Origin of the sequence: Streptomyces sp. NPDC005794 (assembly GCF_042871445.1) — a bacterium.
Taxonomy (GTDB): Bacteria; Actinomycetota; Actinomycetes; order Streptomycetales; family Streptomycetaceae; genus Streptomyces.
Genome location: NZ_JBIAIN010000005.1, coordinates 445505 through 470704, shown reverse-complemented (window position 1 = coordinate 470704; position 25200 = coordinate 445505). Strand labels below are relative to the sequence as shown.

The window sequence follows — 25200 nt, the reverse complement described above, 5'->3', positions numbered from 1 at the left end:
GTCCAACTCCACCTCCTCGATCTCCTCGATACCGACATCGGACAAACCCGCTGGCCACAGACCTGAAACGGTGACCCGCGAAGTCCGGGTCTAGGGTGGGGACCATGAGCACGATGTACGCGGCGCTGCTGCGCGGGATCAATGTCAGCGGCCACCGCCGGGTTCCGATGGCGGAACTCCGTACGCTGCTGGGGGAGCTGGGGCACGAGGACGTCGCCACCCATCTGCAGAGCGGAAACGCCGTGTTCCGCAGTGCGGCGGACGACGAGAGTGCCCTGGCCGCCGGGCTGGAGCGGGCTGTCGAGGAACGGTTCGGCTTTCCGGTCGACTGTCTCGTCCGCTCGGGCGAGTACCTCGCGGCAGTGGCCGAGGCGTGTCCGTTTCCGGCTGCCGAGCTCGAGGGCAAGCAGCTGCACGTCACGTACTTCGACCAGGCCGTCGACGCCGCACGGTTCGCCCCGCTCGACGCCGGGGCCTTCCGCCCCGAAGAGTTCCGGCTGGGGGACCGCGCCCTGTATCTGTACGCGCCCGACGGGCTCGGGCGCTCCAAGCTCGCCGTGGCGCTCGGGCGGCCCGCCTTCACCAGGGGCCTCGTCGCCACCAGCCGAAACTGGAACACCGTCACCAAGCTGGTGGAGATGACGCGTGCCTGAGTCCTCGCCCGCCGTGGCCGCAGCCGTCGAGGGCGAGCTCCGCCTCCTCGATCCCGTGGTGCGTGCCTCCGCCGATGTGATGGCCACCCTGCTGCACCCCGACTTCCGGGAGATCGGCACCAGCGGCCGGCTCTGGGAGCGGGACACGATCATCGCCATGCTCACCGCGCCGGACGCACCGTGTCCGGGGCCGCTCACCGCATCACGGATGCGGGGGGACCAGCTGGCGGCGGACCTGGTGCATCTCACCTTCGACACGGAGTCCAAGGGTCTGCGCTCCCACCGCAGTTCACTGTGGCGGCTGACCCGGAGCGGCTGGCTGCTCTACTTCCACCAGGCCACGCCCTTCATCGACGATCCGTTCGCCGAGGTCTGAACCGGCGGTTCCGTGTGCTTCCCGACATCGCCCGGCAGCACACACCGGAGCGGCCCGCAAGAGTGCCGCACCGGTCCGATCTGCGCCCGGAGCCCGGCCGGTTCTTGCCGGAAGGGCTGATTCCGGCCACCGGGAGTGCCCGGGCAAAACACCGGTAAGCCGCCCGAACGGGCGACGCCCCGACGCTTCCGGTCCGGGCTGAGGGCGCCCGCGTGTGCGCGCTTCGCGGGCAGGGGCGGGTGTGTGTGAACGCGATGCGCGTAGACAGCGGCCCATGTCGGCCGGGCGTTCAGGCGTTTGCTGCAATTCGCCCGGCCTCCTCCGTTCGGTGAGCGGACGCCGTTGTTCGGAGGCCACTCGCACGCATATCGGAGTTCACGGTCCGTTCTCCGCCGCGGTCCGGAAGGCGACCTTGCCACCGGTTCCGGCGGAGTCAAGGATGCGAGCGTGCGGTTGGCAGGTCCACGACCAGAACCCCCGGTGGTGGACAGCCGCACACCTCGGCCCGCCCACCCAGCGGACCAGACACCCCCCAACGACGGAGGATCCTGTGACCTTCAAGCGCTTCGCTCCCCTCGGCTCGCTCTCCAGACGTGCTCGCCTCATCGCCGCGACCTCAGGTCTGGTCACCGCCGTGGCGCTTGCGGCACCCACCGCTGTCGCCCAGGCGGCACCGGACACCACCGTGACGAAGGCCGAACTGGCCGAGGCCAGTTCCGCCGTGCTCGGCGCCGACATCGCCGGCACCGCCTGGTACACCGAGGCGAGCACCGGCAAGGTCGTCGTGACCGTCGACAGCACGGTCACCGCCGCCGAGGTCGCCACCATCAAGAAGTCGGTCACCGACTCGGGTGCGAAGGCCGACATCAAGCACACCCCGGGCACGTTCAACAAGCTCATCGCGGGCGGACAGGCCATCTACGCCGGCGGTGGACGCTGTTCCCTCGGCTTCAACGTCCGCAGCGGCAGCACCTACTACGCGCTGACCGCCGGGCACTGCACCGAGATAGGCAGCACCTGGTACACCAACTCCGGCCAGAGCACGAGCCTCGGCACGAGGACCGGCTCCAGCTTCCCCGTCAACGACTACGGGATCATCCGGCACTCCAGCTCCGCCGCCGCCGACGGCCGCGTCTCCCTCTACAACGGCAGCTACCAGGACATCACGTCCGCCGCGACCCCCAGCGTCGGCCAGTCCGTCAAGCGCAGCGGCTCCACCACCGGCGTCCACAGCGGCACCGTCACCGGTCTCAACGCGACCGTGAACTACGGCAGCGGTGACGTCGTCTACGGCATGATCCAGACCAACGTCTGCGCCGAGCCCGGCGACAGCGGCGGTTCGCTCTTCTCCGGCTCCACCGCGCTGGGCCTCACCTCGGGCGGCAGCGGTAACTGCAGCTCGGGCGGCACCACGTTCTTCCAGCCCGTCACCGAGGCGCTGAGCGCCTACGGCGTGAGCGTCTTCTAGGACCTCACACACCCTCACCTGCGACGGGCCGCGCTCACCGAGCGCGGCCCGTTGCCGCATCCGCCTTCCGTGAGGAAGGGCGCTGTGCCAGGCTCACGGGCATGCGCTACATCATCGTGGGAACCGGCGCCGTCGGCGGCGCCCTGGGCGGACGGCTCGCGGAGGCCGGCCACGACGTGGTCCTCGTCGCCCGGGGAGCCCAGTACACCGCTCTGCGCGAGGGCGGGCTGCGCCTCACCACACCCGAGGGCACACGCACCCACCGCCTCCCCGTCGTCGACCGCCCGGAATCACTGGACCTCGATCCGGACGACGTCCTCGTCCTCGCCGTCAAGACGCAGGACAGCGTCGCGGCGCTCGACGCCTGGAGCGCGAGGCCGGTGGCCGGAGGCGGAACGGCGGGGGAGCGGCTCCCCCTGATCTGCGCGCAGAACGGCGTCGAGAGCGAGCGTCTGGCCCTGCGTCGCTTCCACCGCGTCTACGGCTGCTGCGTCTACCTCCCCGCGAGCTTCGTGGAGCCGGGCAGCGTCATCGCCGCCGGAGCCCCGCTCACCGGCATACTGCACCTCGGCCGGTATCCGTCCGGCACCGACGACACCGTGCGCGCCGTCGCCGCGGACTGGGAGAAGGCGAGACTGGAAGCCCCCGTCGTCCCCGACGTGATGCGCTGGAAGTACGCCAAACTGCTCTCCAACCTCGCCAACGCGATCGAGGCGGTCACCGGAGTGCTCGAAGGCCCCGAGGGATTCGCGCTCTTCGACCGTGCGCGGGCGGAAGGGCGGGCCGTGCTCGCGGCGGCCGGAATCGAGGCGACCGGAAGCGCGGAGCAGGAGGAGGCCCGGGGCGGCAGGATCCGGTTCGACCCGTTCGACGGCTCCGAGCGCGCAGGAGGATCGTCCTGGCAGAGTCTCAGCCGGGGCACGGGCACCATCGAAGCCGACTACCTCAACGGGGAGATCGTCCTGCTCGGCCGGCTGCACGGCGTCCCCGCACCCGTCAACGACGTGCTGCGGCGCACCGCGAACGCCTTCGCCCGGGAACGGCGCGCTGCCGGATCGATGACGGTCGCCGAACTCACCGCCCTGGTGGACGCGGAGTCCTGAGAGCCCGCAGGGGGCGCCGGTGGCCCGGCGGAACCCGAGCCGACGCTACTTCCGAAACACGCCCTCCAGGCACTCATCGCCCCGGTCACCGGGACGCGCGCCTCGTCGTAGCGGGTCAGCAGCAGCCGGGCCAGTGCGGGGGACGGGCCGAGTACGCCGGAGAGGACGTCGGCCCCGGCCTCCTCCGCCCCCGCGGCGATACGGTCGGGGAGACGGCCGGGGGCGATGACGTACGGCGCCACCGCCACCCGCTGTACGCCGTCGGCCCGCAGGGACCGCACCACGTCGGCGGTGCGGGAGAAGCCCCCGGCAACGACAGCGGAGGCGAACGCAGGCCGCACGGCGCACCAACCGGTGTGCCGCAGCTCCCGCGCGATTTCAGCGATCACTGCGCTCGCCTCCGGGTCTGTGGAGCCCGCCGAGGCCAGGACCAGCCCGGTCGCGCTCTTGTCGCCGGGGGAGACCCCGGCCTCGTGCAGCCGCTGTTCCAGTGCCGCGTTCAGCAGCGGGGACGGGCCGAGGACGTCGGCCTGGCTGATCCGCAGCCGGGGGAGCCGGGTGCGGGCCTCGCGCAGCACCGAGGGGATGTCCGACTTGGCGTGGAAGGCACGGGTCAGCAGCAGGGGGAGCGCGACGACCTCGTCCGCCCCCTCCGCTGCCAGCCGCTCCAGCACCCTGGGCACGGACGGGGCGTTGAACTCCAGGAATCCCGTCTCCACGCGCAGCCCGGGCCGCAACGACCGCACCCGCGCGGCGAGCGCGTGCACGGTCGCCGCGTGCCGCGGGTCGCGGCTGCCGTGGGCGATGACGAGGAGGACGGGGGAGGCCATGACGACTCAGCTCTTGACGAGAAGACCGCGACTGCGCAGCACCCGCCGCTCCAGCGGGCTGAAGATGAGCAGGTCGATCGCGATACCGACGAACAGGATGAGGAGGATCGCCAGGAAGATCCCCGGCATGTCGAAGTTGTTCCGGCCGTTCTCCAGCAACTGGCCGAGCCCCAGGCCCAGATCGGGCGAGGAGGCGATGATCTCGGCGGCCATGAGGGAGCGCCAGGAGAACGCCCAGCCCTGCTTGAGCCCCGCGAGGTAGCCGGGCAGGGCAGCAGGGAGAACGATGTGGATCGTCCCGCGCAGCCCTGTCGCGCCGATCGTGCGGCCCGCGCGGAGGAAGAGCGGCGGCACCTGGTCGACGCCGGAGACCAGACCGTTGGCGACGGACGGGACCGCGCCGAGCAGGATCACCGCGTACATCGTCTTGTCGTCGAGGCCGAGCCAGATGATGGCCGGCGCCACCCACGCCACGGACGGCAGGGACTGCAGCCCGGACAGGATCGGACCGATCGCAGCCCGGATCACCTTCACCCGCGCCACCAGCAGACCCAGCGGGGTGCCGATCGCGACGGCCATCACGAAGCCGAGCAGGCCGCGCGACACGCTGGTCCAGATGACCTCCAACAGGGTGCCCTGCAGCCACATGTCGGTCAGGCTGTCCCAGACCGCCAGGGGCGGCGGCAGCTTGTAGTCGTCGGTGACCTTCGCCCAGACCAGCACCTGCCAGGCGAGGACCACCAGGACGACCGCGACGACCGGCGGCAGGACCTTGTCGAGCAGGACCTCGCGGGCCGGCGTCCGGCGCACCTGTACGGCGTCGAGCGCGTCCAGACCCGCCTCCAGACCCGCCAGGTCGTCGGCCTTCGTTTCAGTGCTGGCCATGTCGGCGGATCTCCCCACGCAGTTGTTCGGTGATCTCGACGGACAGCTCCGCCACGGCGGTGTCCTCGATGCGGCGAGGCTGCTCGATGTCGACCGTCCACTCCCGGGCGATCCGGCCGGGACGCGACGACAACAGGATGACGCGCTGGGCGAGCCGCACCGCCTCGCGCACGTTGTGGGTGACGAAGAGGACGGAGGCGTTCGTCTCGCGCCAGATCCGGGTCAGTTCGTCGTGCAGCACATCGCGTGTGATGGCGTCGAGTGCGGCGAACGGCTCGTCCATCAGCAGCAGCTGGCTGTCCTGGGCGAGCGCACGGGCCATCGCGACCCGCTGGCGCATGCCGCCCGAGAGTTCGTGCACCCGCTTGCCGTACGCCCCGCCGAGGCGCACGAGTTCGAGCAGCCGTTCCGCCTCCGGGCGGCGGTCCGACTTCGGTACCCCGCGCAGCCGCAGGGCCAGTTCGATGTTCTTGCCCGCGGTCAGCCACGGGAAGAGGGCGTGCTCCTGGAACATCAGGGCCGGCCGCCCGCCGGGGGTCTCGATGGACCCCGCAGTCGGGCGGTCGAGTCCGGCCACCAGGTTGAGCAGCGTCGATTTGCCGCACCCGGATGCTCCCAGGAGGGTGACGAACTCGCCCGGAGCGACATCGAGCGTGATGTCGTCCAGGACGAGCTGCTGCCCCGTGGGTCCGGCGAAGGACTTGGAGACGTGCTGGATACGAGCGGCGTGCTCGACCGCTGCACGGTCCTCGGCCTTGGTGAGGGTGGTGGTCGCCATGGTCGTCACCTCCTGGGAAATCAGGGATCCTGATGCGGTCGGGTGGGCTACTTGACGCCGAGACCGGCGTCGGCGACCTCGGGCTGTCCTGCGGCCTTGAGGATCTTGTTCAGCGGCTTCAGGTCGTAGATGCCGTCGAGGTCGGGCTTCTCCAGCAGGCCGGCCTCGACCGCGTGGTCCGCCTGCGCCTGGAGCGTGGCGGCCAGCGGGTCATCCGTGATCTGGATGGACTCCCACGCCGGGTCGAGGACCTCGGCGGGCAGCGCCTTGCCGCTCAGCTCCTTGAGCGCGGCGTTGGCCGATGCCTTCGCCTCGTCCGGGTTGGCGTTGATCCACTTGTTGGTGTTCACCGTGCCGCGCAGCACGGCGTCCACGACGTCCGGGTGCTTGGAGAGGAACTTCTGCGACACGATGATGTTCGTGATGACGAACTTGTCGTCCGGCCACAGCGACGACTCGTCGAGCAGGACCTTGCCGCCCTCGGCGACCAGCTTCGAAGCGGTCGGCTCCGGGACCCAGGCGCCGTCCAGGGACCCGGCCTTGAAGGCGTCCGGGGTCACCTTGTTGTCCGAACGGACCACGGAGACGTCGCCCTTGCCGCTCTGGGCGTCGACCTTCCAGCCCTTCTCGGAGATCCAGTTGAGGAACGCCACGTCCTGGGTGTTGCCGAGCTGAGGGGTGGCGATCTTCTTGCCCTTGAGGTCGTCCAGGGTCTTGATCTTCTCCGGGTTCACGACGAGCTTGACGCCGCCGGAGGCCGAGCCGCCGAGGATCCGCAGGCTCTGGCCCTTGGACTTGCTGTAGCCGTTGATCGAGGGGGAGGGGCCGATGAAGCCGATGTCGATCGAACCCGCGTTGAGCGCCTCGATCTCCGAGGGCCCGGCGTTGAACGTCGAGGGCTTGACCGCGGTGCCGCCCAGCTCCTTGGCGATGAGGCCTTCCTGGATACCGACCAGGGCGGTGGCGTGCGTGAGGTTCGGGAAGTAACCGATCTTCACGGTGTCCGCCGAGAGCTTCTTCCCGTCGGCGGAGACGTTCGGCTTCTCCGAGTCGGCGTCCTTCGCCTCGGAGCCGTAGCCGCAGGCGGTCAGTGCCACGGCGAGCAGCGGCAGAGCGGCGGCAGCGGCGAGGCTGCGGCGGAGAGTGGTACGGGCGGCAGACACGGGAGGTCTTCCTCTCGTCGGCCCGGTCTCACGTCCCCCTGTGATCAGGTGGCGCGGCCGGGCGATCGGCAGGTCTTCGTCTGAACTGGCGGTGCGGTCCTTGCGAGCGGGCGCGCAGGCAGTGCGCGTACGTCATCACGCACATCGCCCGACCCCGCCCTGGCCGCTGCCGAGGGCTCCGCTCCCGACCCGGCCGCCCTCCTTGGCGAAGGTCGAGAAGAAATCGTTGACCATCAGAAGTCCCACTCCGCGTCCTCGGCGGAGGTGTCCGCGTCCGTCTCCCCGCCGTCGGCGGCGGCGAACGAGGCGCCCGCCATTCCGGCCGTCAGCGTCGTGCCGTCGGCGGGGTCGATCAGCAGGAACGAACCGGTGCGCCGCGAGGCCGCGTAGGCGTCGAGCGCGAGCGGCTCGGCGGTACGGACGACGACCCGGCCGATGTCGTTGGCCACCAGTTGCCCGGGAGCCGGGTGCTGGGAGAGGTCGTCCAGGGTGAGGCGTGACGGGATGTCCTTGACGATCGCCTTGACCGTGCGGGTGGTGTGCTTGAGCAGCACCCGCTGGCCCACGGTGAGCGGCTGGTCGGCCACGTGGCAGACGGTCGCCTCGACGTCCTGTGTGACGGCGGGAGCGTCGTCCGCCGGGGCGATCAGGTCGCCGCGCGAGACGTCGATGTCGTCAGCCAGCCGGATCGTCACCGACTGGGGGGCCCAGGCGATGTCGACGCTCTCACCGAGTGCTTCGATCCCCTCGATCGTGGTGGTGCGTCCGGACGGCAGCACGGAGACCGTTTCGCCGACCCGGAACACCCCGGCCGCGATCTGACCGGCGTACCCCCGGTAGTCGGGGTGCTCGGCGGTCTGCGGGCGGATCACGTACTGCACCGGGAAGCGCGCGTGGCACGCCGTCAGGTCATGGCTGACCGGCACCGTCTCCAGGTGCTCCAGGACCGTGGGGCCGCCGTACCAGTCCATGTGGGCGGACGGTTCCACGACGTTGTCGCCGGCCAGCGCCGAGATCGGGATCGCGGTGATCTCCGGCACGCCGAGCGAGGCGGCGTACGCGGTGAACTCCTTCGCGATCGCGGCGAAGACGGGCTCCGCGTAGTCCACGAGGTCCATCTTGTTGACGGCGAGGACGACGTGCGGGACGCGCAGGAGGGCGGCGACGGCGGCGTGGCGGCGGGTCTGTTCGACGACGCCGTTGCGGGCGTCGACGAGGACGACGGCGAGTTCGGCGGTGGACGCGCCGGTGACCATGTTGCGGGTGTACTGCACATGGCCGGGGGTGTCGGCGAGGATGAAGCGGCGCCGGGGGGTGGCGAAGTAGCGGTAGGCCACGTCGATGGTGATGCCCTGCTCGCGTTCGGCGCGCAGGCCGTCGGTGAGGAGCGCCAGGTCGGGTGCCTCCTGGCCGCGGTTGGTGGAGGCCAGTGCGACGGCTTCCAGCTGGTCGGTGAGGACCGACTTGGAGTCGTGCAGCAGACGTCCGACGAGCGTCGACTTGCCGTCGTCGACGGAACCGGCGGTGGCGAACCGCAGCAGGGTGGTGGCCGAGAGCTGCTCGGTCGTGGTGATGCTCATGTCTAGAAGTACCCCTCGCGCTTGCGGTCTTCCATCGCGGCCTCGGACATCTTGTCGTCGGCGCGGGTCGCGCCCCGCTCGGTGAGGCGGGAGGCGGCGATCTCGGTGATCACTGCGTCCAGGGTGGTGGCGTCGGAGTCGACGGCGCCGGTGCAGGACATGTCGCCGACGGTGCGGTAGCGCACCTGGCGGGTCTCGACCCTCTCGTCGTCCTTGGGGCCGCCCCAGTCGCCGGCGGTCAGCCACATGCCGGAACGACTGAAGACCTCGCGCTCGTGGGCGAAGTAGATCTCGGGGAGCTCGATGCCCTCACGCTCGATGTACTGCCAGACGTCCAGCTCGGTCCAGTTGGAGATGGGGAAGACGCGGACGTGCTCCCCGGGCGCGTGGCGGCCGTTGTAGAGCTGCCACAGCTCGGGGCGCTGACGGCGGGGGTCCCACTGGGAGAACTCGTCGCGCAGGGAGAAGACGCGCTCCTTGGCGCGGGCCTTCTCCTCGTCGCGGCGTCCGCCGCCGAAGACGGCGTCGAAGCGGTGCTGCTGGATGGCCTCGGTGAGCGGCACCGTCTGGAGGGGGTTGCGGGTGCCGTCGGGGCGCTCGCGGAGCTTGCCGGCGTCGATGTACTCCTGGACGGAGGCGACGTGCAGGCGCAGTCCGTGCTTCTCGACGGTGCGGTCGCGGTATTCGAGGACCTCGGGGAAGTTGTGCCCGGTGTCCACGTGCAGCAGCGTGAAGGGGATCGGCGCGGGAGCGAACGCCTTCAGCGCGAGGTGCAGCATCAGGATCGAGTCCTTGCCGCCGGAGAACAGGATCACCGGCCGCTCGAACTCACCCGCCACCTCACGGAAGATGTGCACCGCCTCCGACTCCAGGGAGTCCAGGTGGCTCAGCGCGTACGGGTTGACAGTGCCTTCCGGCACGGTGGCGACAGTGCTCACGCCAGGCCCCTCTCGGTGAGCAGCGCACGGAGCGCCGCTGCGGACTCCTGCACGGTCTGCTGGTGCGATTCGATCCGCAGATCCGGCGACTCGGGAGACTCGTAGGGGTCGTCGACCCCGGTGAGACCACTGATCTCGCCCGCTGCCTGCTTGGCGTACAGCCCCTTCACATCGCGCTCGGAGCACACCTCGACCGGGGTCGCGACGTGCACCTCCAGATACGCGGTGCCCTCCTGCTGATGACGCTTGCGCACGGCGTCACGGCTGTCGGCGTACGGGGCGATGACCGGGACGAGGGCCTTCACGCCGTTGGCGGCCAGCAGTTCGGCGACGAAGCCGATCCGCTGGACGTTGGTGTGCCGGTCCTCGCGCGAGAAGCCGAGGCCCGCGGAGAGGAACTCCCGGATCTCGTCGCCGTCGAGCACCTCGACCCGGTGCCCGTCGGCGCGCAGCCGGCCCGCCAGTTCGTAGGCGATGGTGGTCTTGCCGGCGCTCGGCAGACCGGTGAGCCAGACGGTGGCTCCCGTCTCCGTCACGCTCATCGATATCTCCTGATCAGTCGTCATCAGCCGTGCAGCCCGCATTCGGTCTTGCCACGCCCTGCCCAGCGGCCGGCCCGTGCGTCCTCGCCCTCCAGCACCCGCCGGGTGCAGGGCGCGCAGCCGACGGAGGCGTAACCGTCCATCAGCAGCGGGTTGGTCAGTACGCCGTGTTCGGCGACGTAGGCGTCCACGTCGTCCTGGGTCCAGCGGGCGATGGGCGAGACCTTGACCTTGCGGCGCTTCTCGTCCCAGCCCACGACCGGGGTGGCGGCGCGGGTGGGGGACTCGTCGCGGCGCAGCCCGGTCGCCCAGGCGGCGTACGCGGTCAGCCCCTCCTCCAGGGGCTTGACCTTGCGCAGCGCGCAGCACAGGTCGGGGTCACGGTCGTGCAGCTTCGGCCCGTACTCGGCGTCCTGCTCGGCCACGGACTGACGCGGCGTCAGCGTGATGAGGTTGACGTCCATCACGGCGTCCACCGCGTCCCGTGTGCCGATGGTCTCCTCGAAGTGGTAGCCCGTGTCCAGGAAGACGACGTCGACGCCGGGGAAGACCCGGGAGGCCAGGTGCGCGACGACCGCGTCCTCCATGGAGGAGGTGACGCAGAACCGCTTGCCGAAGGTGTCGGCCGCCCACGTCAGGATGTCGCTCGCGGAGGCGTCCTCCAGGTCGCGCCCGGCCTGTACGGCCAGATCCTTCAGGGCCTCGTCGGTGAGCTGACCGGTTTGCAGAGTGTCCGTCATGTCCCGTCCCCTTCGACATCGTCGCGCTGGAGCCCCTGGGCCAGCAGGCCCAGGAACTTCAGCTGGAACGCGCGGTTGCAGGAAGCACATTCCCAGGCGCCGTGGCCGGCCTCGTGCGGGCGCAGGTCCTCGTCGCCGCAGTACGGGCAGTAGAACGGTGCGGCTCGCTCGCTCATGACAGCGACTCCGCACTGGCCCGGGCGGCCCAGGTCGCGAAGCGCTCGCCGTCCTCGCGCTCCTCCTGGAACCTGCCGAGTACCCGCTCGACGTAGTCCGGGAGTTCGGCCGAAGTGACCTTCAGGCCACGGACCTTGCGGCCGAAACCGGCCTCCAGGCCGAGCGCGCCGCCGAGGTGGACCTGGTACCCCTCGACCTGGTTGCCGTCGCCGTCCAGCATGAGCTGGCCCTTCAGGCCGATGTCCGCGGTCTGGATGCGGGCGCAGGCGTTGGGGCAGCCGTTGATGTTGATGGAGAGCGGCTCCTCGAACTTCGGCATGCGGCGCTCCAGTTCGTCGATGAGCGCGGCACCGCGCGCCTTCGTCTCGACGATCGCCAGCTTGCAGAACTCGATGCCGGTGCAGGCCATCGTGCCGCGCCGGAAGGGAGAGGCCTTCACCTGGAAGTCCAGTGCCTCCAGTCCGGCGGACAGGGACTCGATCTGATCCTGCTCCACGTCCAGGATGAGCATCTTCTGCTCGACGGTGGTGCGCACCCGGCCCGATCCGTGTGCCTCGGCCAGATCGGCGATCTTGGCCAGGGTGGAGCCGTCCACCCGGCCGACGCGCGGGGCGAAGCCCACGTAGAAGCGGCCGTCCTGCTGCGCGTGCACACCGATGTGGTCGCGCCAGCGGGAGGAGGGCTGTGCGGGCGGCGGGCCGTCCAGCATCGGGCGCTTGAGGTATTCGTCCTCGAGCACCTGGCGGAACTTCTCCGGGCCCCAGTCGGCCATCAGGAACTTCAGACGGGCGCGCGTACGCAGCCTGCGGTAGCCGTAGTCGCGGAAGATCCCGACGACACCGGCCCAGACGTCGGCGACCTCGTCCAGCGGCACCCAGGCGCCCAGACGCTCGGCGAACCGCGGGTTGGTGGAGAGTCCACCGCCCACCCACAGGTCGAAGCCGGGGCCGTGTTCGGGGTGGTCCACGCCCACGAAGGCGATGTCGTTGATCTCGTGCACCACGTCCTGGACCGGCGAACCCGAGATCGCGGTCTTGAACTTGCGGGGCAGGTTGGAGAATTCCTTGCTGCCGATGTAGCGCTCGTGGATCTCGTCGACCGCGGACGTGCCGTCGATGATCTCGTCGGCGGCGATGCCGGCCACCGGTGAACCGATGATCACGCGGGGGCAGTCACCGCAGGCCTCGGTGGTCGAGAGCCCGACGGCCTCGAGCTTCTGCCAGATCGCCGGGACGTCCTCGATGCGGATCCAGTGCAGCTGGACGTTCTGCCGGTCGGTGATGTCGGCGGTTCCCCGCGCGTACTCCTGCGAGATCTCGCCGATGACACGCAGCTGCGCGGTGGTCAGCCTGCCGCCGTCGATGCGCACGCGCAGCATGAAGTAGCGGTCGTCGAGCTCCTCCGGCTCCAGAACGGCGGTCTTGCCGCCGTCGATGCCGGGCCGGCGCTGGGTGTAAAGACCCCACCAGCGCATACGGCCGCGCAGGTCGTTCGGGTCGATGGAGTCGAATCCGCGCTTCGAGTAGATCGTCTCAATGCGCGTCCGCACGTTGAGACTGTCGTCGTCCTTCTTGAACTGCTCGTTCCCGTTCAGCGGGGTGAAGTGACCCATGGCCCACTGACCTTCACCACGGTGACGTCCGGCCTTGCGGCGGGGCGTGGCGGTAGCAGGCTTATCGGGGCTGGCGGCCATGGCAATACGTCCTTCGGGACTGCAGGAGGGCGGCTCTGAACTGCACACTCGCGTGAGGCGCGGCGGTGCGCAGGGGGGTGGAGCGGAACATCAGGAGATCGCGGTGCTGGAGACTCTCAGCGGACCGGACAGATGGCGCTGGACATGCGGCCGAGGTCGACGTGCCGCCGACTCACCAAGGCAATTCCAGTTCCAGACATGACGGAAGCGTGTCACGCGCATCTCGGACCAGTCCACCACGATCCATTATGTGGACGAGATGGTCCCGAAATGTGAGACGTTGTGGTGTCGGTCACGCTTTACCCGTCGACAAAGCGACATAGCGGGCCTGCGGTCAGGCGTGCGCGCCGGGCCACGGGCCGGGGGCGGCGACCTCGGGCTCCCGCTCGGTCTTCGTGGCGAAGAGCCGGAATCCCCGCCGCAGATAGTTGTCCATCGCGTGCGGGCCGTCGTCGGAGCACGTGTGCAGCCACACCCGCTGTGTGGGGGCCAGCTCTGGATGGCGCTCGGCGAGGTCCCAGGCGCGCGCCACGCCGTACGACAGCAGATGCCCGCCGATCCGGCGTCCCCGGAAGGAAGGGATCAGGCCGAAGTAGACGATCTCGACGGCCCCGTCCCCCTGCGGGCCGAGCTCGATGAACCCCGCGGGGGTCCCGTTCTCGTACGCCACCCACGTCTCGACCCCCGGCCGCTCCAGGAGCTCCCGCCACCGCGCGTACGTGAAGTCCAGCCGGTCGGTCCACCGGACGTCCCCGCCCACCGCCGTGTAGAGGAAACGGCTGAACTCCGGGAGCGCGGTCCCCGACCGTACGACCGTCACCGAGCCCTCGGGGGCGGCGGCGGGACTCAGGTCCGCGGGCGACGTCTGCTCCAGGTACCAGACGGTCACATCGGCCATGCCGGTCCCGTCGGAGAGGGAGGCGGCGGACTGCGTGGCGTTGCTCATGGCGGTCAGAAAACCACGGCTCGGGCCCGGCGCCCAAAAAAGCTCAGGTCACCCCCGCCGCCGTACGAGCCCTGAGCACCACCGGAGCCGTCGAGCGGGGCAGCAGATCGGCCGGTACGTCCGGAAGGACCACCTCCACCTCGACACCCTCGCCGAAGCGGTACGGCCGGTGCGCCAGCACCTCCGCGAGATGACGGCGCATCCGCGATATCTCGGCCCGCACCGTCACCGTCCTGGTCGCGTCACCGAAGACGTCCTCGGCCAGCTCCGCCGCGGTACGTCCCTCCTGGCGCAGGGCCAGCGCGTACAGCAGCTCCGCGTGGCGGGGCGAGAGCCGGCACGTCCTGTGCCCCGCCGCACCCGTCACATGGACCGCGAGCCCCCGCTCCCTGCTCAGGTCGAGCACCACCCGGCGCGGCACCCGGTCGTGCGCGCCGTCCCCCACCTGCACCAGCCAGCCGCCGGGCAGCGGCTCCACCCGGCACATCCCGAGCGAGGCCAGCCACACCGTGCCCGGCTCCAGGGACTTGGGCAGCGGCAGCCGGTCCAGGGGCGGCATCCCGCTGACGGCGGCCAGCCAGCCGTGGGTGTCCACCACCAGTGCGCGGCCGCCCAGCCGGCACAGGAGCGGGGCGGCCACCGAGCGTAATCGCTCGATCGCCACCAGATGCCGGCTGCGCAGCTCGCTCTCCGCCAGTGCCGCCACCGAACCGACCAGCGCCAGCGTCGCCGGGTGGAAGGTGTGGGCGGGCCCGCTGATGTCCACGACGCCCATCAGCCGGCCGTCCCGTGGGTCGCGCACCGGGGCCGCCGCACAGGTCCAGCTCTGCAGGGCGCGGATGAAGTGTTCGGCGGAGTGGACCTGGACGGGTGCGCGCGCGGCGAGCGCGGTACCGATGGCGTTCGTCCCCGTCGCCGACTCCGCCCAGGCGGCGCCCTCCTCGAGGCAGATGTTCCCGGCCCGGCGCATCACCGCCGCATGCCCCTGACGCCACAGGACCCGGCCCTCCGTGTCGGAGACGACCATGATCTGCTGCGCCGCGTCCGCGATCGTCGCAAGCCCGTTCCGCAGCAGGGGCATGACCTCGCCGAGTGCCGTGCTCCTGCGCCGGTGCTCGATCTCGTCCGGCTCGAGCAGCCTGCTCTCCGGTGACTGCTCGGGATCTACCCCGCTGCGCAGCACACGGTTCCAGGACGCGTCGATCTCCGCGCGCGGCATCGTCCTCGTACGCTTGCCCGCCAACCGGGCCTCCCGCGCGTGGTGGAGCAGGCGCTCGGCTGCCCTCGGGCGCGAGGCGGCCTCCGGCCGCGGTCGCGCGGCAGGGATCGATTCCATGGCGGGTCCCCCCAACAAAGCGTGGGCACTGTCCTGCGGAGGTGGAACTCGGCCCAAAGGACTCATCCTGCCGTGCCAGGGTCCCGTCGGCTCGCGCTCCACGCAACGGTTGCAACCCTTTGCAACTCTGTTGACCGGCCGCGGACCGTACGAGAGTGGAGGAACACCGCGTGGGGAGTCCCCGACCCGCCGGGCGGTGGTGCGGAAACGCGGAGGGTGGTGCCGTGTCGGCGCAGCACCACCCTCCACGTTCGTACCCCTCAGCCTTCCTGGGCCCGCGCCCGTGCCACGACCGTGGCCAGATCCAGACTGTGCGGCAGCGTCCCGAAGGCCGAGCCCCAGTCCCCGCCCAGCCGGGAGGCGCAGAACGCGTCCGCGACCTCCGGCGGTGCCCAGCGGAGCAGCAGCGAACCCTGCAGCACCAGGGCCATCCGTTCCACCAGACGCCTGGCCCGCGCCTCGACGGCGTCCAGATCAGCCAGCTCCGTCAGCAGGTCCTTGATCGCCGCGTCGAGCCGGTGGTCCGCGCCGCGCGCCTCACCGACCTCGGTGAGGAAGGCGTTGAGCGCCTGGGGCTCACGCTGCAGCGCCCGCAGTACATCGAGCGCCTGTACGTTGCCCGAGCCCTCCCAGATCGAGTTGAGCGGGGCCTCGCGGAGCAGCCGGGGCATCCCGGACTCCTCCACGTAACCGTTGCCGCCCAGGCACTCCAGGGCCTCCCCGACCACCGCCGTGCACCGCTTCGTCACCCAGTACTTGGCGGTCGGCACCGCGATCCGCAGGAAGGCACGCTCCTCCTCCGTGTCCGCGTCGTACGCGGCGGCCAGCCGCAGCCCGAGCGTCGTGGCCGCCTCCGACTCCAGGGCCAGGTCGGCCAGTACGTTGCGCATCAGCGGCTTCTCGATCAGCAGTCCGCCGAACGCGCTGCGGTAGGCGCTGTGGTGGACCGCCTGCGCCACCGCCTGACGCATCAGCGCCGCCGAACCGAGCACACAGTCCAGCCGGGTCGCCGCCACCATCTCGATGATGGTGCGCACCCCGCGCCCCTCCTCGCCGACCCGGCGGGCCCACGTCCCGTCGAACTCGACCTCGCCGGAGGCGTTGGACCTGTTGCCCAGCTTGTCCTTGAGGCGCTGGATCGCGAACGGGTTGCGCGCCCCGTCCGGCAGGACCCGCGGCACCAGGAAGCAGCTCAGTCCGCCCGGCGCCTGTGCCAGCACCAGGAACCCGTCGGACATGGGCGCCGAACAGAACCACTTGTGGCCCGTGAGGAGATATTCCCCGTCCCCGGCCAGGGGCTCGGCCCGGGTGGTGTTGGACCGCACGTCGGTGCCGCCCTGCTTCTCCGTCATGCCCATCCCGAAGAGCACACCGGCCTTCCGCGAAGCGGGCCGCAGCCCCTCCTCGTACACGTGGGAGGTCAGCAGCGGCTCCCACTCCGCGGCCAGCGCCGGATCGGTCCGCAGCGCCGGGACCGCCGCGTGCGTCATCGACAGCGGGCACCCGTGGCCCGCTTCGGCCTGCGTCCAGACCAGGAACCCGGCCGCGCGCCGTACATGGCCGCCCTGCCTGCCCCAGGCGTCCGTCAGCCCGGCCGTGACCGCGTGCCCCAGCAGCCGGTGCCAGGCCGGGTGGAAGTCCACCTCGTCGACGCGGTGTCCGTAGCGGTCGTGCGTCCGCAGCTTCGGCGGGTTCTCATTGGCCTGCGCGCCCCACTCCTGGGCCTGGAACGATCCGGCGGACCGGCCCAGCACGCTGAGCTCCTCCCGGGCCTCGTCGAGGATTCCGGGCGCGAGATGCCGCTCGACGGCCTCCGTCAGCGCCCGGTCGGCGGCGAAGACGTCATAGCCGACCAGCGGCGGAGCCTGGTTGGTCACTGTGTGGGTGCTAGGTGCCATGCCGATACGGTAAGGAGGTGCAGGCAGCAAACGAAACACCCGAGCGGCCACCGGGTCGGCTCCACCGGGCTCGCGTCCTCTACCGCAACGTGTCGAAGCGGCAGATGGCATGGCAGTTGCTCAAGGACACGGTCAATTCGTGCATCGAGTACCGCATCCTCGGCCTCGCGGCCGAGGCGGCGTTCTTCACCCTGCTGTCCCTGCCGCCGCTGCTGCTCGGTCTGATCGGGCTGCTCGGCTACGTCGACGACTGGACGTCCACGACCACGGTCGCCTCCATCGAGCGCAACATCCTGGGCGCGGTACAGACGGTGCTGTCCGAGCGGGGCGTCAACGACATCGCCAAACCGCTCATAGCCGACGTCACCACCGGCGCGCGCCCCGATGTCATCTCCCTCGGTTTCGCCATAGCCCTCTGGTCGGGTTCACGCGCGGTGAACGTCTTCATCGACACCATCACCGTGATGTACGGCCTCGACGGCCACCGAGGCATCGTCAAGACCCGGCTCCTCGCGTTCCTGCTGTACGTGGTCGCGCTGCTGCTGGGAGCCGTGGTCCTGCCCCTGCTGGTGGTCGGCCCCGACCGGGTGGTGGAGTTCGTCCCGTGGGGCACCGAGGTACTGGCCGTCCTCTACTGGCCGCTGGTCATCGTGCTGTCCATCGCGTTCCTGACGACGCTTTACCACGTGTCCGTCCCCGTCCGTTCGCCGTGGATAGAGGACGTTCCCGGGGCGCTCATGGCCCTCGGGATGTGGGTGCTGGGCAGCTTCCTGCTGCGGATCTACCTCACCAGCACGGTCGAAGGTCCCACCATCTACGGCTCGTTGGCCGCGCCCATCGCCGTGCTGCTCTGGATAGGCATCTCGGCCTTCGCCGTACTCGTCGGCGCCGCGGTGAACGCCGCGATCGACCGCGTCTGGCCCTCGCTGGCCACGGCGGCGGCCCGCGAGGCCAGCGACCGGCTCAGGGCGGCGCAGGCCGCGGAGCTCGTGGCCCGCGCCCAGGCTGCGCACTGGGACGCGTACGCCGACGACGACGAGGAGGACGTGTCCATGCCCTCCGAATTCCCCGAGCGCTGGTCACGCTTCCTGCCGCCGGACGACGTGGTGTCCCGTCTCCACGGGACCCGGGACAAGGACGCCCCCTGAGAGCTGTCCCGATGGCCTGGTGACCATGGGCGCACCGTACGAGGAGCGGGCCTCACGCTTCGGCGGCGCGGTCCTGTGGTCGTGGCGCGGGCCGCGTGAGCCCGGGCGTCCGGTCCTGCCCGACGGCTGCATGGATCTGCTCTGGGTGGGTGGCCGACTGCTGGTGGCCGGCCCCGACACCCGTGCCTTCACCCCTGCCGCGGCGCTCTCCGGCAGCTGCGCCGGCATCCGCTTCGCCCCCGGCACGGCACCCGCGCTCCTGGGCGTACCGGCGCACGAGCTGCGCGACCGGCGGGTCGCGCTCGACGCGCTCTGGCCCGGCCCGGAGGTCCGCGGGCTCACCGAACGGATCGGCGTGGCCGACGAACCCGCCGCCGCGCTGGAGGGCATCGCCCTGCGCAGGGCGGCCCGTGCCGAACCCGCGGACCCGCTCGCGGTGGCCGTCGCCGCACATCTGCGGCAGGGGCGTTCGGTCGCCGCCACCGCGCACGCCGTCGGGCTGGGGGCCCGCCAGCTGCACCGCCGCTCGCTGGCCGCGTTCGGCTACGGCCCCAAGACGCTGGCCCGGGTCCTGCGACTGCAGCGCGCCCTGGCCCTCGTACGCGCGGGCACGCCCTACACCGAGGCCGCGCACACGGCGGGCTGTTCCGACCAGGCGCATCTGGCCCGTGAGATGCGGGACCTGGCCGGCACGACGCTCAGCGGCCATCTGGCCGCGACGGGCTACGACGGGTTGGCGGCGAACAGTGAGACCCCGCACCCGTCCGGGTCCAGGACGATCGCGTAACGCTGGCCCCAGACGGCGTCCCAGGGCTCGAGGTGGCCCTGGTGTCCGGCGCCGGTCAGATCGGCGTACACCGCGTCGACCTCCGCCGGGCTGTCGCAGAGGAAGGCGAGCCCGAGGCGCTCGCCGCCCTTCGGCCCCTTCCAGCCGGGGTCGAAGGAGCGGATGACGTCCTCGGTGTCCCACAGCAGGCGTTGCCCCCCGGGCAGGGCCACTTCGACATGGGGCGCCGATTCGGCGCCGTCGGGGATGTCGAGCCCGAGCCTGCGGTAGAAGGCGAGCGAGGCGGCCAGGTCGGCCGTGACGACGGAGATCGCGTCGAGTCGTGGAGTCATACGACGACCGTATGCCGGGGCAGCGACCGGGTCTTGTACGAAACGGTCGTGGCCCCCGGCCCGGTCACCACTCCGCGCAGTCGGCCGGCGAGGTGCCGGGGTCCGTCAGCGGCAGCCCCAGCTGGGCGCGTTCGGTGAGCCGGCGGGTCGGCCGGTGGCGCGGGTCGCCCGTCGTGGCGTGCAGCGACCGCTGCAGCTCCAGCATCCGCGCGGCGCCGATCCGGTCGCCCCAGGCCAGCGGCCCCGCCGGGTAACCGAGGCCCGTCGTCACGGCGAGGTCGATGTCCGCCGGCGTCGCCAGTCCGCGCTCGGCGATCGACGTGGCGACGGACACCACCGAGGCGAGCAGCCGCTGCGCCACCGAACCCGCGGTGTCCCGCACCACCGACACGGCGTACGGCTCCCCGCCGTCCGCGGCGCGGGCCAGGACCGCGCGGGCGTCGCGCGCGGCGGCGGGGTCGGCCGCGGCGGTGACCGCGAGGACCCGGCGGCGGCCCGCCGGGGGCAGCGGGTCGACGCCGAAGGTGCGCGCGGCGGGCAGCCCCAGCGACGCGACGGCGGCCGCCACCGTCGTGCCCCAGACCGGGACGAGGACCAGGGCACGGCCGGAGGGCCGGGTGCCGCTCTCGACCGTGGCTCCGGCGGCGGCCAGCGCGGTACGCAGCTCTGCTGCATCCCCTGCGTATCCCGCGTTCTCGCCGCCCGCGACGAACACCGGCCGGTCCGCGTCACCCGTCACCGGCGGCTCCGGCGCCGGGGCGGGCGCGTCGGGGCCGTACGTGAACCAGCCCTGCCCGGTCTTGCGGCCGTGCAGGCCCGCGGTCACCCGGTTCGGGGTGAGATAGGAGGGGCGGAGCCGGTCCTCGTAGCGGAAGCCCTGCCAGATCGAGTCGATCACGGCAGCCGTGACGTCGAGCCCGGTGAGGTCCATCAGTTCGAACGGGCCCATGCGCAGCCCCAGGACGTCCCGGGCGATCCGGTCGATCCCGGCCGGGTCCGCGACGGACTCCTCCAACAGGGCCAGGGCCTCGGTCACCAGCCCCCGCCCGGCGTGGTTGACCAGGAAACCGGGAGTGTCGGCGACGGTCACCGCGCGGTGGCCGCAGCTCTCCACCAGCGCGGTGAGAACCGGCGCGATCGCGGGGCGGGTGGCGGCGCCCGGCACGACCTCGACGATCTTCATCAGCGGCACGGGATTGAAGAAGTGCAGCCCCGCGAGCCGCCCCGGGTCCCGCAGCGAGGCGGCGATCCGGGTCACCGACAGGGACGAGGTGTTGGTCGCGAAGACCGCAGATTCCGGCAGCGCCTGTTCCAGCTTCCCGAAGACCTCGGCCTTGGTGGCCAGGTCCTCCCGTACGGCCTCGATGACCAGCTCGACCTCCGGGCCCTCGGCCCACGGGTCTTCCAGCGGGATCAGCCGCCCCAGGGCCACGGCCATGTCCTCGGCGGACATCCGGCCCTTCTGGACCGCGCGTTCCAGCATGGACCGTACGAAGTCCACGGCCGCCGTCACCGCCTCGGTGCGGACGTCGCAGAGCTCGACGGTGTGTCCGCCGGCCACGGCCCACTGGGCGATGCCTCGGCCCATGGCTCCGGCTCCGACGATCCTGATACGCATGGCGGTGACGTCCTCTCGGGGGGTTCGGCAGGTGTCAGCGAAGGTAGACGCGGTCGGGGTCGACATCCTCGCGCAGGAGCCGGAGCTCCGCCTCGGTCGGCGGGGGCACGGTATCGACCAACCCGGACACCTGGAGGTCCCAGCCGGTGGCCTCCCGTACCTGATCCACCGTCACACCCGGGTGTACGGCGACGAGTCGGAGCTCCTCCCCGACACCGGAGCGGGCCAGGATGCCCAGTTCGGTGATGACCCGGGTCACTCCCGCGCCCAGCGGCCGGATGCCCTCGGCGAGCGCCCGGTCCGGGCCCGGGGTGGTGCAGAAATCCAGGACCCCGGTGAAGGAGCGCGGACTGTGCCGGCGCATCACCACGAAGACCTCCTGGGAGTTGGCCATCACCTCGACGGCGCCACCGGAGCCGGGGAGCCGCACCGTGGGGCTCTCCCAGTCGCCGATGACGGAGGTGTTGAGGTTGCCCCACCGGTCGATCTGCGCGGCGCCGAGGAAACCGACGTCGATGTGGCCGCCCTGGAGCACACAGCCGAACAGCGCCGGCATCGAGAGCACGGCCTCCGCGCCGGAGATGAGTACGGCGTCGGCGATGGTCTCCGGCAGATGCGAGGGGTGCGCCCCGCACACCCCGGACTCGTAGACCACCTCGATCTGCGGCGCGACCGTCAGACGGGCGAGCTCGGTGGCGAGCGTCGGCAGCCCGATGCCGGCGAACACCGCGCGGCGCGACGCCAGTTCGCGGGAGGCGACGACGGAGAGCAGCTCGGACGAGGTGACGGCCTGCGGTGCGGTGGTGGTCATGTCGCGTCCCTTCTCCTGCGGCGTGCTCACAGCCGCCGCCCGTAGTTCACCGGTTCGCTGAGCGCTTCGCCCACCGCGAGGCCGGCCCAGAAGTCCGCGCCCAGCTTGGCGACGTACTCGGCGTGGTCGGCCGTTCCGTACACCCACTCGTCCAGCCACGCCCGCAGCCGCTCCGGGTCCTTGCTGATGTGCGACCAGGCCCGGTAGAAGGCGTTGTCGCGGTCGTAGTAGCCCTGCGCGAAGGAGGGGTGTGCTCCACGCGGGCAGACCACGACGGCGTCCACCGCGTGGGAGGGGACGAGCGTGCGGTTGGGGTCCGAGCGGACCACCTCGTCCGCGACGACCTCCTCGACGACCACGATCGCCTTGTCCGCCGCGTACACCGCCTCGGCCTGGATGCCGGTCAGTCCCCAGATCTGGGTGTTGCCCCGGCGGTCGGCCCGCTGCGCGTGGATGATCGTCACGTCCGGGTTCACGGGTGGCACGACGTAGATCTGCTCCGGCTCCCCGTCGGGACCGGGGTAGGGCGACGTCACCTTGCGCAGATCGCTGTTGACGGACGGCAGATCGCTGCCGCCATAGCTGCGCAGCGGGTAGAACGGCAGCCGCTGGGACCCCGCGAGGTAGCGGCACACCATCCCGTAGTGGCTGTACTCCTCGAAGGCCAGCGGGGCCGGGTCGGCGCGCTCGATCCTGCGCCGCAGCTCACCGAGCGAACCGGCGGAGGAGTTGCCCACGAAGGAGGAGACCAGCCGCGACACACAGCCCGCGGCGAGCATCTGGTCCACCACGATGTCCGCCGTCATCCGGACGACGGTGAGGTCCTTGCGCCCTTGGCGGATGATCTCGTGCCCGGCGGCGGTGGGAACGAGATGGGTGAACCCTTCGAGGCTGACGGTGGCTCCGTCGTGCACGAAGGCGGCGACGGCCTCCTTCATCGACATGACTTTGCCGGCCCCGTCGGCCGTATCCGTCCGTTCCACGGTGCTCCTCGGCGAGTGCGTGCTGGTCGCCCTCACCGTGTCAGCGGCCATTGATTGCTGTCCAATACCAAATTAAGGTCGGATCAAGACCAGGAGTTAATGAATGTGGCTAGGGAGCCCCGATGGAACTGCGCCATCTGACCGCGTTCACCGCCGTCGCCGAGGAACTGCACTTCGGCCGCGCCGCCAAGCGGCTGCAGATGGCCCAGCCTCCGCTCAGCCAGCAGATCCGGCAGCTGGAGAAGGAACTCGGCGTCCAGCTCTTCGAGCGCAACACCCGCTCGGTGCGGCTCACCAGTGCGGGGGAGTCCTTCCTCGAACCCGTACGGACCGTGCTCGCCGACCTCGATCTCGCGGTACGGGCCGCCAAGGCCGCCGGGCGCGGGGAGTACGGCCGGGTCACCATCGGCTTCGCGGGGGCGTCCAGCCACGAGACGCTGCCCCTGCTGACCCGGGCCGTACGGGCCGCCCACCCCGGGATCGAGCTGGCCATGAAGGGCCAGACCTATGCGAACGTCGCCCTGTCCCGGGTCGCCGACGGCTCCCTCGACCTGGGGTTCGTCCGGCTTCCGGTCACCCAGCCCGGGGTGGCCTGCCGGGTGATCGACGAGGAGGAACTGCTCTGCGCACTGCCCTCCGACCACCCGCTCACCCGCCTGGAGAGCATCCCGATCGGGATCCTCGCCGATGAACCCTTCGTCTCCTTCCCCGCGAACGCCGGCTCCACGGTGCGGGACGCGATGGTCCAGGTCTGCGAGGCCGCCGGTTTCAACCCCCGCGTGGTGCAGGAGGCCCCCGACTCCTACACGATCCTCGCCCTCGTCGCCGCGGGCGTCGGCGTCACGCTCACGGTCTCCTCGGTCCGCCACATCCAGCAGAACGGGCTGGTCTACCGGCCCCTCGCCGGGCCGCCCGTCCGGCGCCAGGCCGCGCTGGCCTGGCGCACGGACAACCCCTCGGCCGCGCTGCGCGCGGTGCTCGCGGTCGCCGAGGAAGCCCTGCCGACCCCATGAGCCCCGATTGAGACGCGTGGCGTCTTGAAAGGCGGGCAACTCGATATTGGACCGACTCAGTGGTCCAGTGCGAAGGTCACCCCACACATTCGAATCCGCCGAAAGGTGTTCCGCCGTGCCCGACCGGACCGATGTCGTCATCTGCGAGCCGCTGCGCACCCCCATCGGGCGTTTCGGCGGCGCGTTCGCCCAGCAGACCCCGGCCGCGCTCGCCGCACGCGTCATCGCCGAGGTCGTCGCCCGTACGGGGATCGATCCGGACCGGGTGGACGAGGTGATCCTCGGCCACGCCTATCCCTCGGCCGAGGCCCCGGCCATCGGCCGGGTCGCCGCCCTCGACGCCGGACTCCCCGACACCGTCACCGGCGCCCAGATCGACCGGCGCTGCGGCTCGGGCCTGCAGGCCGTCCTCGACGCGGCGATGCAGATCCGGGCCGGGTTCAGCGACGTCGTCATCGCGGGCGGTGTCGACGTCATGAGCGCCGCCCCCTACTACACACACGACGGACGCTGGGGCATCAAGGGCCCCGGCCTCCAGCTCCACGACTCACTCGCCCGGGGGCGGGTCACCGCGGGCGGTGTCCACCACCCGGTACCCGGCGGCATGATCGAGACCGCCGAGAACCTCCGCCGCGCCTACGCGATCAGCCGCGCCGACCAGGACGCCCTCGCCCTGCGCTCCCAGGCCCGCGCCGCCCGCGCGGTGAAGGAGGGGCGCTACGACGCGGAGACGGTCCCCGTCACCGTACGCACCGGCAGGAGCAACACGGTCGTCACCGCCGACGAGCACCCCCGCCCCGACACCACCGCCGAGCAACTCGCCGCGCTGCGCCCCATCATGGCCAAGGCCGACCCCGAGGCCACCGTCACCGCGGGCAACGCGAGCGGCCAGAACGACGCGGCCGCCGCCTGTCTGGTCACCGGCGCCGCCACCGCCGAACGGCTCGGGCTCACCCCGCTCGTCCGTCTGGTCTCCTTCGCCCGCGCGGGTGTCCCCGCCGCGACGATGGGCATCGGCCCCGTCCCGGCCACCCACGCGGCCCTCGGCCGCGCCGGTCTCACCCTCGCCGACCTCGACCTGATCGAGATCAACGAGGCCTTCGCCGCCCAGGTCCTCGCCTGCACCCGGGAGCTGGGACTCGGCGAGAAGGACCACGAGCAGCGGATCAACGTCAACGGATCCGGCGTCTCGCTCGGTCACCCGGTCGGTGCCACCGGCGCCCGCATCCTGGCCACACTCAGCCGGGAGATGCACCGCAGCGAGGCGCGTTACGGGCTGGAGACCATGTGCATCGGCGGCGGCCAGGGCCTCGCCGCGGTCTTCGAACGCGTCACCTCTTGACACCCTCCCCGTCCACTTCCGTCCCCCCTCCACCACGCGACCCAGGGCGTCTCGGGCGAC

The 25200-nt window shown here is 71.2% G+C and carries 25 protein-coding genes and 1 pseudogene; 8 read left to right on the top strand and 18 right to left on the bottom strand.

Features of this window, described 5'->3' with window-relative positions; all coding sequences use genetic code 11:
• Positions 1-104: 104 nt before the first annotated feature.
• The 4 genes from ACFYQ5_RS11425 to ACFYQ5_RS11410 all read left to right on the top strand — a co-directional run bounded on the left by ACFYQ5_RS11425 (position 105) and on the right by ACFYQ5_RS11410 (position 3600).
• Positions 105-653, top strand: a complete 549-nt coding sequence (locus ACFYQ5_RS11425; RefSeq protein ID WP_389196400.1) for a DUF1697 domain-containing protein — start codon at positions 105-107, stop codon at positions 651-653.
• Entirely contained in the window at positions 646-1029 is a 384-nt protein-coding gene (locus ACFYQ5_RS11420; RefSeq protein ID WP_389196398.1) for a DUF4440 domain-containing protein, read from the top strand. Before ACFYQ5_RS11425 ends, ACFYQ5_RS11420 begins: the two co-directional genes overlap by 8 nt.
• 550 nt (positions 1030-1579) lie before the next feature.
• On the top strand, positions 1580-2497 hold the full coding sequence (locus tag ACFYQ5_RS11415; protein WP_389196396.1) for a S1 family peptidase: 918 nt from the start codon (positions 1580-1582) through the stop codon (positions 2495-2497).
• A gap of 101 nt (positions 2498-2598) precedes the next feature.
• Positions 2599-3600, top strand: a complete 1002-nt coding sequence (locus tag ACFYQ5_RS11410) for a ketopantoate reductase family protein (protein ID WP_389196394.1) — start codon at positions 2599-2601, stop codon at positions 3598-3600.
• A gap of 68 nt (positions 3601-3668) precedes the next feature.
• Here the strand turns inward: ACFYQ5_RS11410 and ACFYQ5_RS11405 are convergent.
• From ACFYQ5_RS11405 to ACFYQ5_RS11340, 14 genes and pseudogenes are all read right to left on the bottom strand, one after another.
• Positions 3669-4430, bottom strand: a pseudogene (locus ACFYQ5_RS11405) (sirohydrochlorin chelatase); the annotation flags it as partial.
• Between the two features lie 6 nt (positions 4431-4436).
• A complete protein-coding gene (locus ACFYQ5_RS11400; RefSeq protein ID WP_389196391.1) occupies positions 4437-5315 on the bottom strand; it encodes an ABC transporter permease in 879 nt (292 codons plus the stop codon).
• Positions 5302-6093, bottom strand: coding sequence for an ABC transporter ATP-binding protein (locus tag ACFYQ5_RS11395; RefSeq protein WP_389196389.1), 792 nt, complete (start codon positions 6091-6093; stop codon positions 5302-5304). Before ACFYQ5_RS11395 ends, ACFYQ5_RS11400 begins: the two co-directional genes overlap by 14 nt.
• A gap of 47 nt (positions 6094-6140) precedes the next feature.
• Positions 6141-7256, bottom strand: coding sequence for an aliphatic sulfonate ABC transporter substrate-binding protein (locus ACFYQ5_RS11390; protein ID WP_389196387.1), 1116 nt, complete (start codon positions 7254-7256; stop codon positions 6141-6143).
• 233 nt (positions 7257-7489) lie between these two features.
• Positions 7490-8836: a sulfate adenylyltransferase subunit 1 gene (locus ACFYQ5_RS11385; protein ID WP_389196385.1), complete on the bottom strand. Its 1347-nt coding sequence runs from the start codon at positions 8834-8836 to the stop codon at positions 7490-7492.
• A 2-nt stretch (positions 8837-8838) separates the two neighbouring features.
• On the bottom strand, positions 8839-9774 hold the full coding sequence (cysD, locus tag ACFYQ5_RS11380; RefSeq protein WP_389196383.1) for a sulfate adenylyltransferase subunit CysD: 936 nt from the start codon (positions 9772-9774) through the stop codon (positions 8839-8841).
• Positions 9771-10340 (bottom strand): adenylyl-sulfate kinase, encoded by a 570-nt coding sequence (gene cysC / locus ACFYQ5_RS11375; RefSeq protein ID WP_389196381.1) that lies wholly within the window; start codon positions 10338-10340, stop codon positions 9771-9773. Before cysC ends, cysD begins: the two co-directional genes overlap by 4 nt.
• Positions 10340-11056, bottom strand: coding sequence for a phosphoadenylyl-sulfate reductase (locus ACFYQ5_RS11370; RefSeq protein WP_389196379.1), 717 nt, complete (start codon positions 11054-11056; stop codon positions 10340-10342). Before ACFYQ5_RS11370 ends, cysC begins: the two co-directional genes overlap by 1 nt.
• Positions 11053-11232, bottom strand: coding sequence for a hypothetical protein (locus tag ACFYQ5_RS11365; protein ID WP_031095411.1), 180 nt, complete (start codon positions 11230-11232; stop codon positions 11053-11055). The genes ACFYQ5_RS11370 and ACFYQ5_RS11365 overlap by 4 nt, the downstream gene beginning before the upstream one ends.
• Positions 11229-12926, bottom strand: coding sequence for a nitrite/sulfite reductase (locus tag ACFYQ5_RS11360; protein ID WP_389196376.1), 1698 nt, complete (start codon positions 12924-12926; stop codon positions 11229-11231). The genes ACFYQ5_RS11365 and ACFYQ5_RS11360 overlap by 4 nt, the downstream gene beginning before the upstream one ends.
• A gap of 116 nt (positions 12927-13042) precedes the next feature.
• Positions 13043-13126 carry a putative leader peptide gene (locus ACFYQ5_RS11355; protein WP_349817346.1) on the bottom strand — a complete coding sequence of 28 codons (84 nt, stop codon included), beginning with the start codon at positions 13124-13126 and terminating at the stop codon, positions 13043-13045.
• A gap of 134 nt (positions 13127-13260) precedes the next feature.
• Positions 13261-13872, bottom strand: coding sequence for a GNAT family N-acetyltransferase (locus ACFYQ5_RS11350; RefSeq protein ID WP_389196374.1), 612 nt, complete (start codon positions 13870-13872; stop codon positions 13261-13263).
• 43 nt (positions 13873-13915) lie between these two features.
• Positions 13916-15208: a GAF domain-containing protein gene (locus ACFYQ5_RS11345; RefSeq protein ID WP_389196372.1), complete on the bottom strand. Its 1293-nt coding sequence runs from the start codon at positions 15206-15208 to the stop codon at positions 13916-13918.
• Between the two features lie 260 nt (positions 15209-15468).
• A complete protein-coding gene (locus tag ACFYQ5_RS11340) occupies positions 15469-17106 on the bottom strand; it encodes an acyl-CoA dehydrogenase family protein (RefSeq protein WP_389196370.1) in 1638 nt (545 codons plus the stop codon).
• A gap of 17 nt (positions 17107-17123) precedes the next feature.
• On the opposite strand from ACFYQ5_RS11340, the gene ACFYQ5_RS11335 reads away from it, so the two are divergent.
• Both ACFYQ5_RS11335 and ACFYQ5_RS11330 read left to right on the top strand, forming a co-directional pair.
• On the top strand, positions 17124-18254 hold the full coding sequence (locus tag ACFYQ5_RS11335; protein ID WP_389196368.1) for a YihY/virulence factor BrkB family protein: 1131 nt from the start codon (positions 17124-17126) through the stop codon (positions 18252-18254).
• Positions 18255-18279: 25 nt separating this feature from the next.
• On the top strand, positions 18280-19041 hold the full coding sequence (locus ACFYQ5_RS11330) for a DUF6597 domain-containing transcriptional factor (RefSeq protein WP_389196366.1): 762 nt from the start codon (positions 18280-18282) through the stop codon (positions 19039-19041).
• On the opposite strand, the gene ACFYQ5_RS11325 is transcribed toward ACFYQ5_RS11330, so the two are convergent.
• From ACFYQ5_RS11325 to ACFYQ5_RS11310, 4 genes are all read right to left on the bottom strand, one after another.
• The gene (locus ACFYQ5_RS11325) at positions 18978-19373 is read right to left on the bottom strand and encodes a VOC family protein (RefSeq protein ID WP_389196364.1); all 396 of its coding nucleotides are present in this window, start codon (positions 19371-19373) and stop codon (positions 18978-18980) included. The genes ACFYQ5_RS11330 and ACFYQ5_RS11325 overlap by 64 nt on opposite strands.
• A 64-nt stretch (positions 19374-19437) precedes the next feature.
• Positions 19438-20991 carry a 3-hydroxyacyl-CoA dehydrogenase gene (locus tag ACFYQ5_RS11320; protein ID WP_389196362.1) on the bottom strand — a complete coding sequence of 518 codons (1554 nt, stop codon included), beginning with the start codon at positions 20989-20991 and terminating at the stop codon, positions 19438-19440.
• A 34-nt stretch (positions 20992-21025) separates the two neighbouring features.
• Complete coding sequence (locus tag ACFYQ5_RS11315) at positions 21026-21802, bottom strand: CoA-transferase subunit beta (RefSeq protein ID WP_389196360.1); 777 nt, start codon at positions 21800-21802, stop codon at positions 21026-21028.
• 26 nt (positions 21803-21828) lie between these two features.
• Entirely contained in the window at positions 21829-22746 is a 918-nt protein-coding gene (locus ACFYQ5_RS11310) for a CoA transferase subunit A (RefSeq protein ID WP_389196422.1), read from the bottom strand.
• 161 nt (positions 22747-22907) lie between these two features.
• On the opposite strand from ACFYQ5_RS11310, the gene ACFYQ5_RS11305 reads away from it, so the two are divergent.
• Together ACFYQ5_RS11305 and ACFYQ5_RS11300 are read left to right on the top strand one after the other, a co-directional pair.
• Positions 22908-23798, top strand: a complete 891-nt coding sequence (locus ACFYQ5_RS11305) for a LysR family transcriptional regulator (RefSeq protein ID WP_389196358.1) — start codon at positions 22908-22910, stop codon at positions 23796-23798.
• Between the two features lie 115 nt (positions 23799-23913).
• On the top strand, positions 23914-25140 hold the full coding sequence (locus ACFYQ5_RS11300) for an acetyl-CoA C-acetyltransferase (protein WP_389196356.1): 1227 nt from the start codon (positions 23914-23916) through the stop codon (positions 25138-25140).
• Positions 25141-25200: the final 60 nt, after the last annotated feature.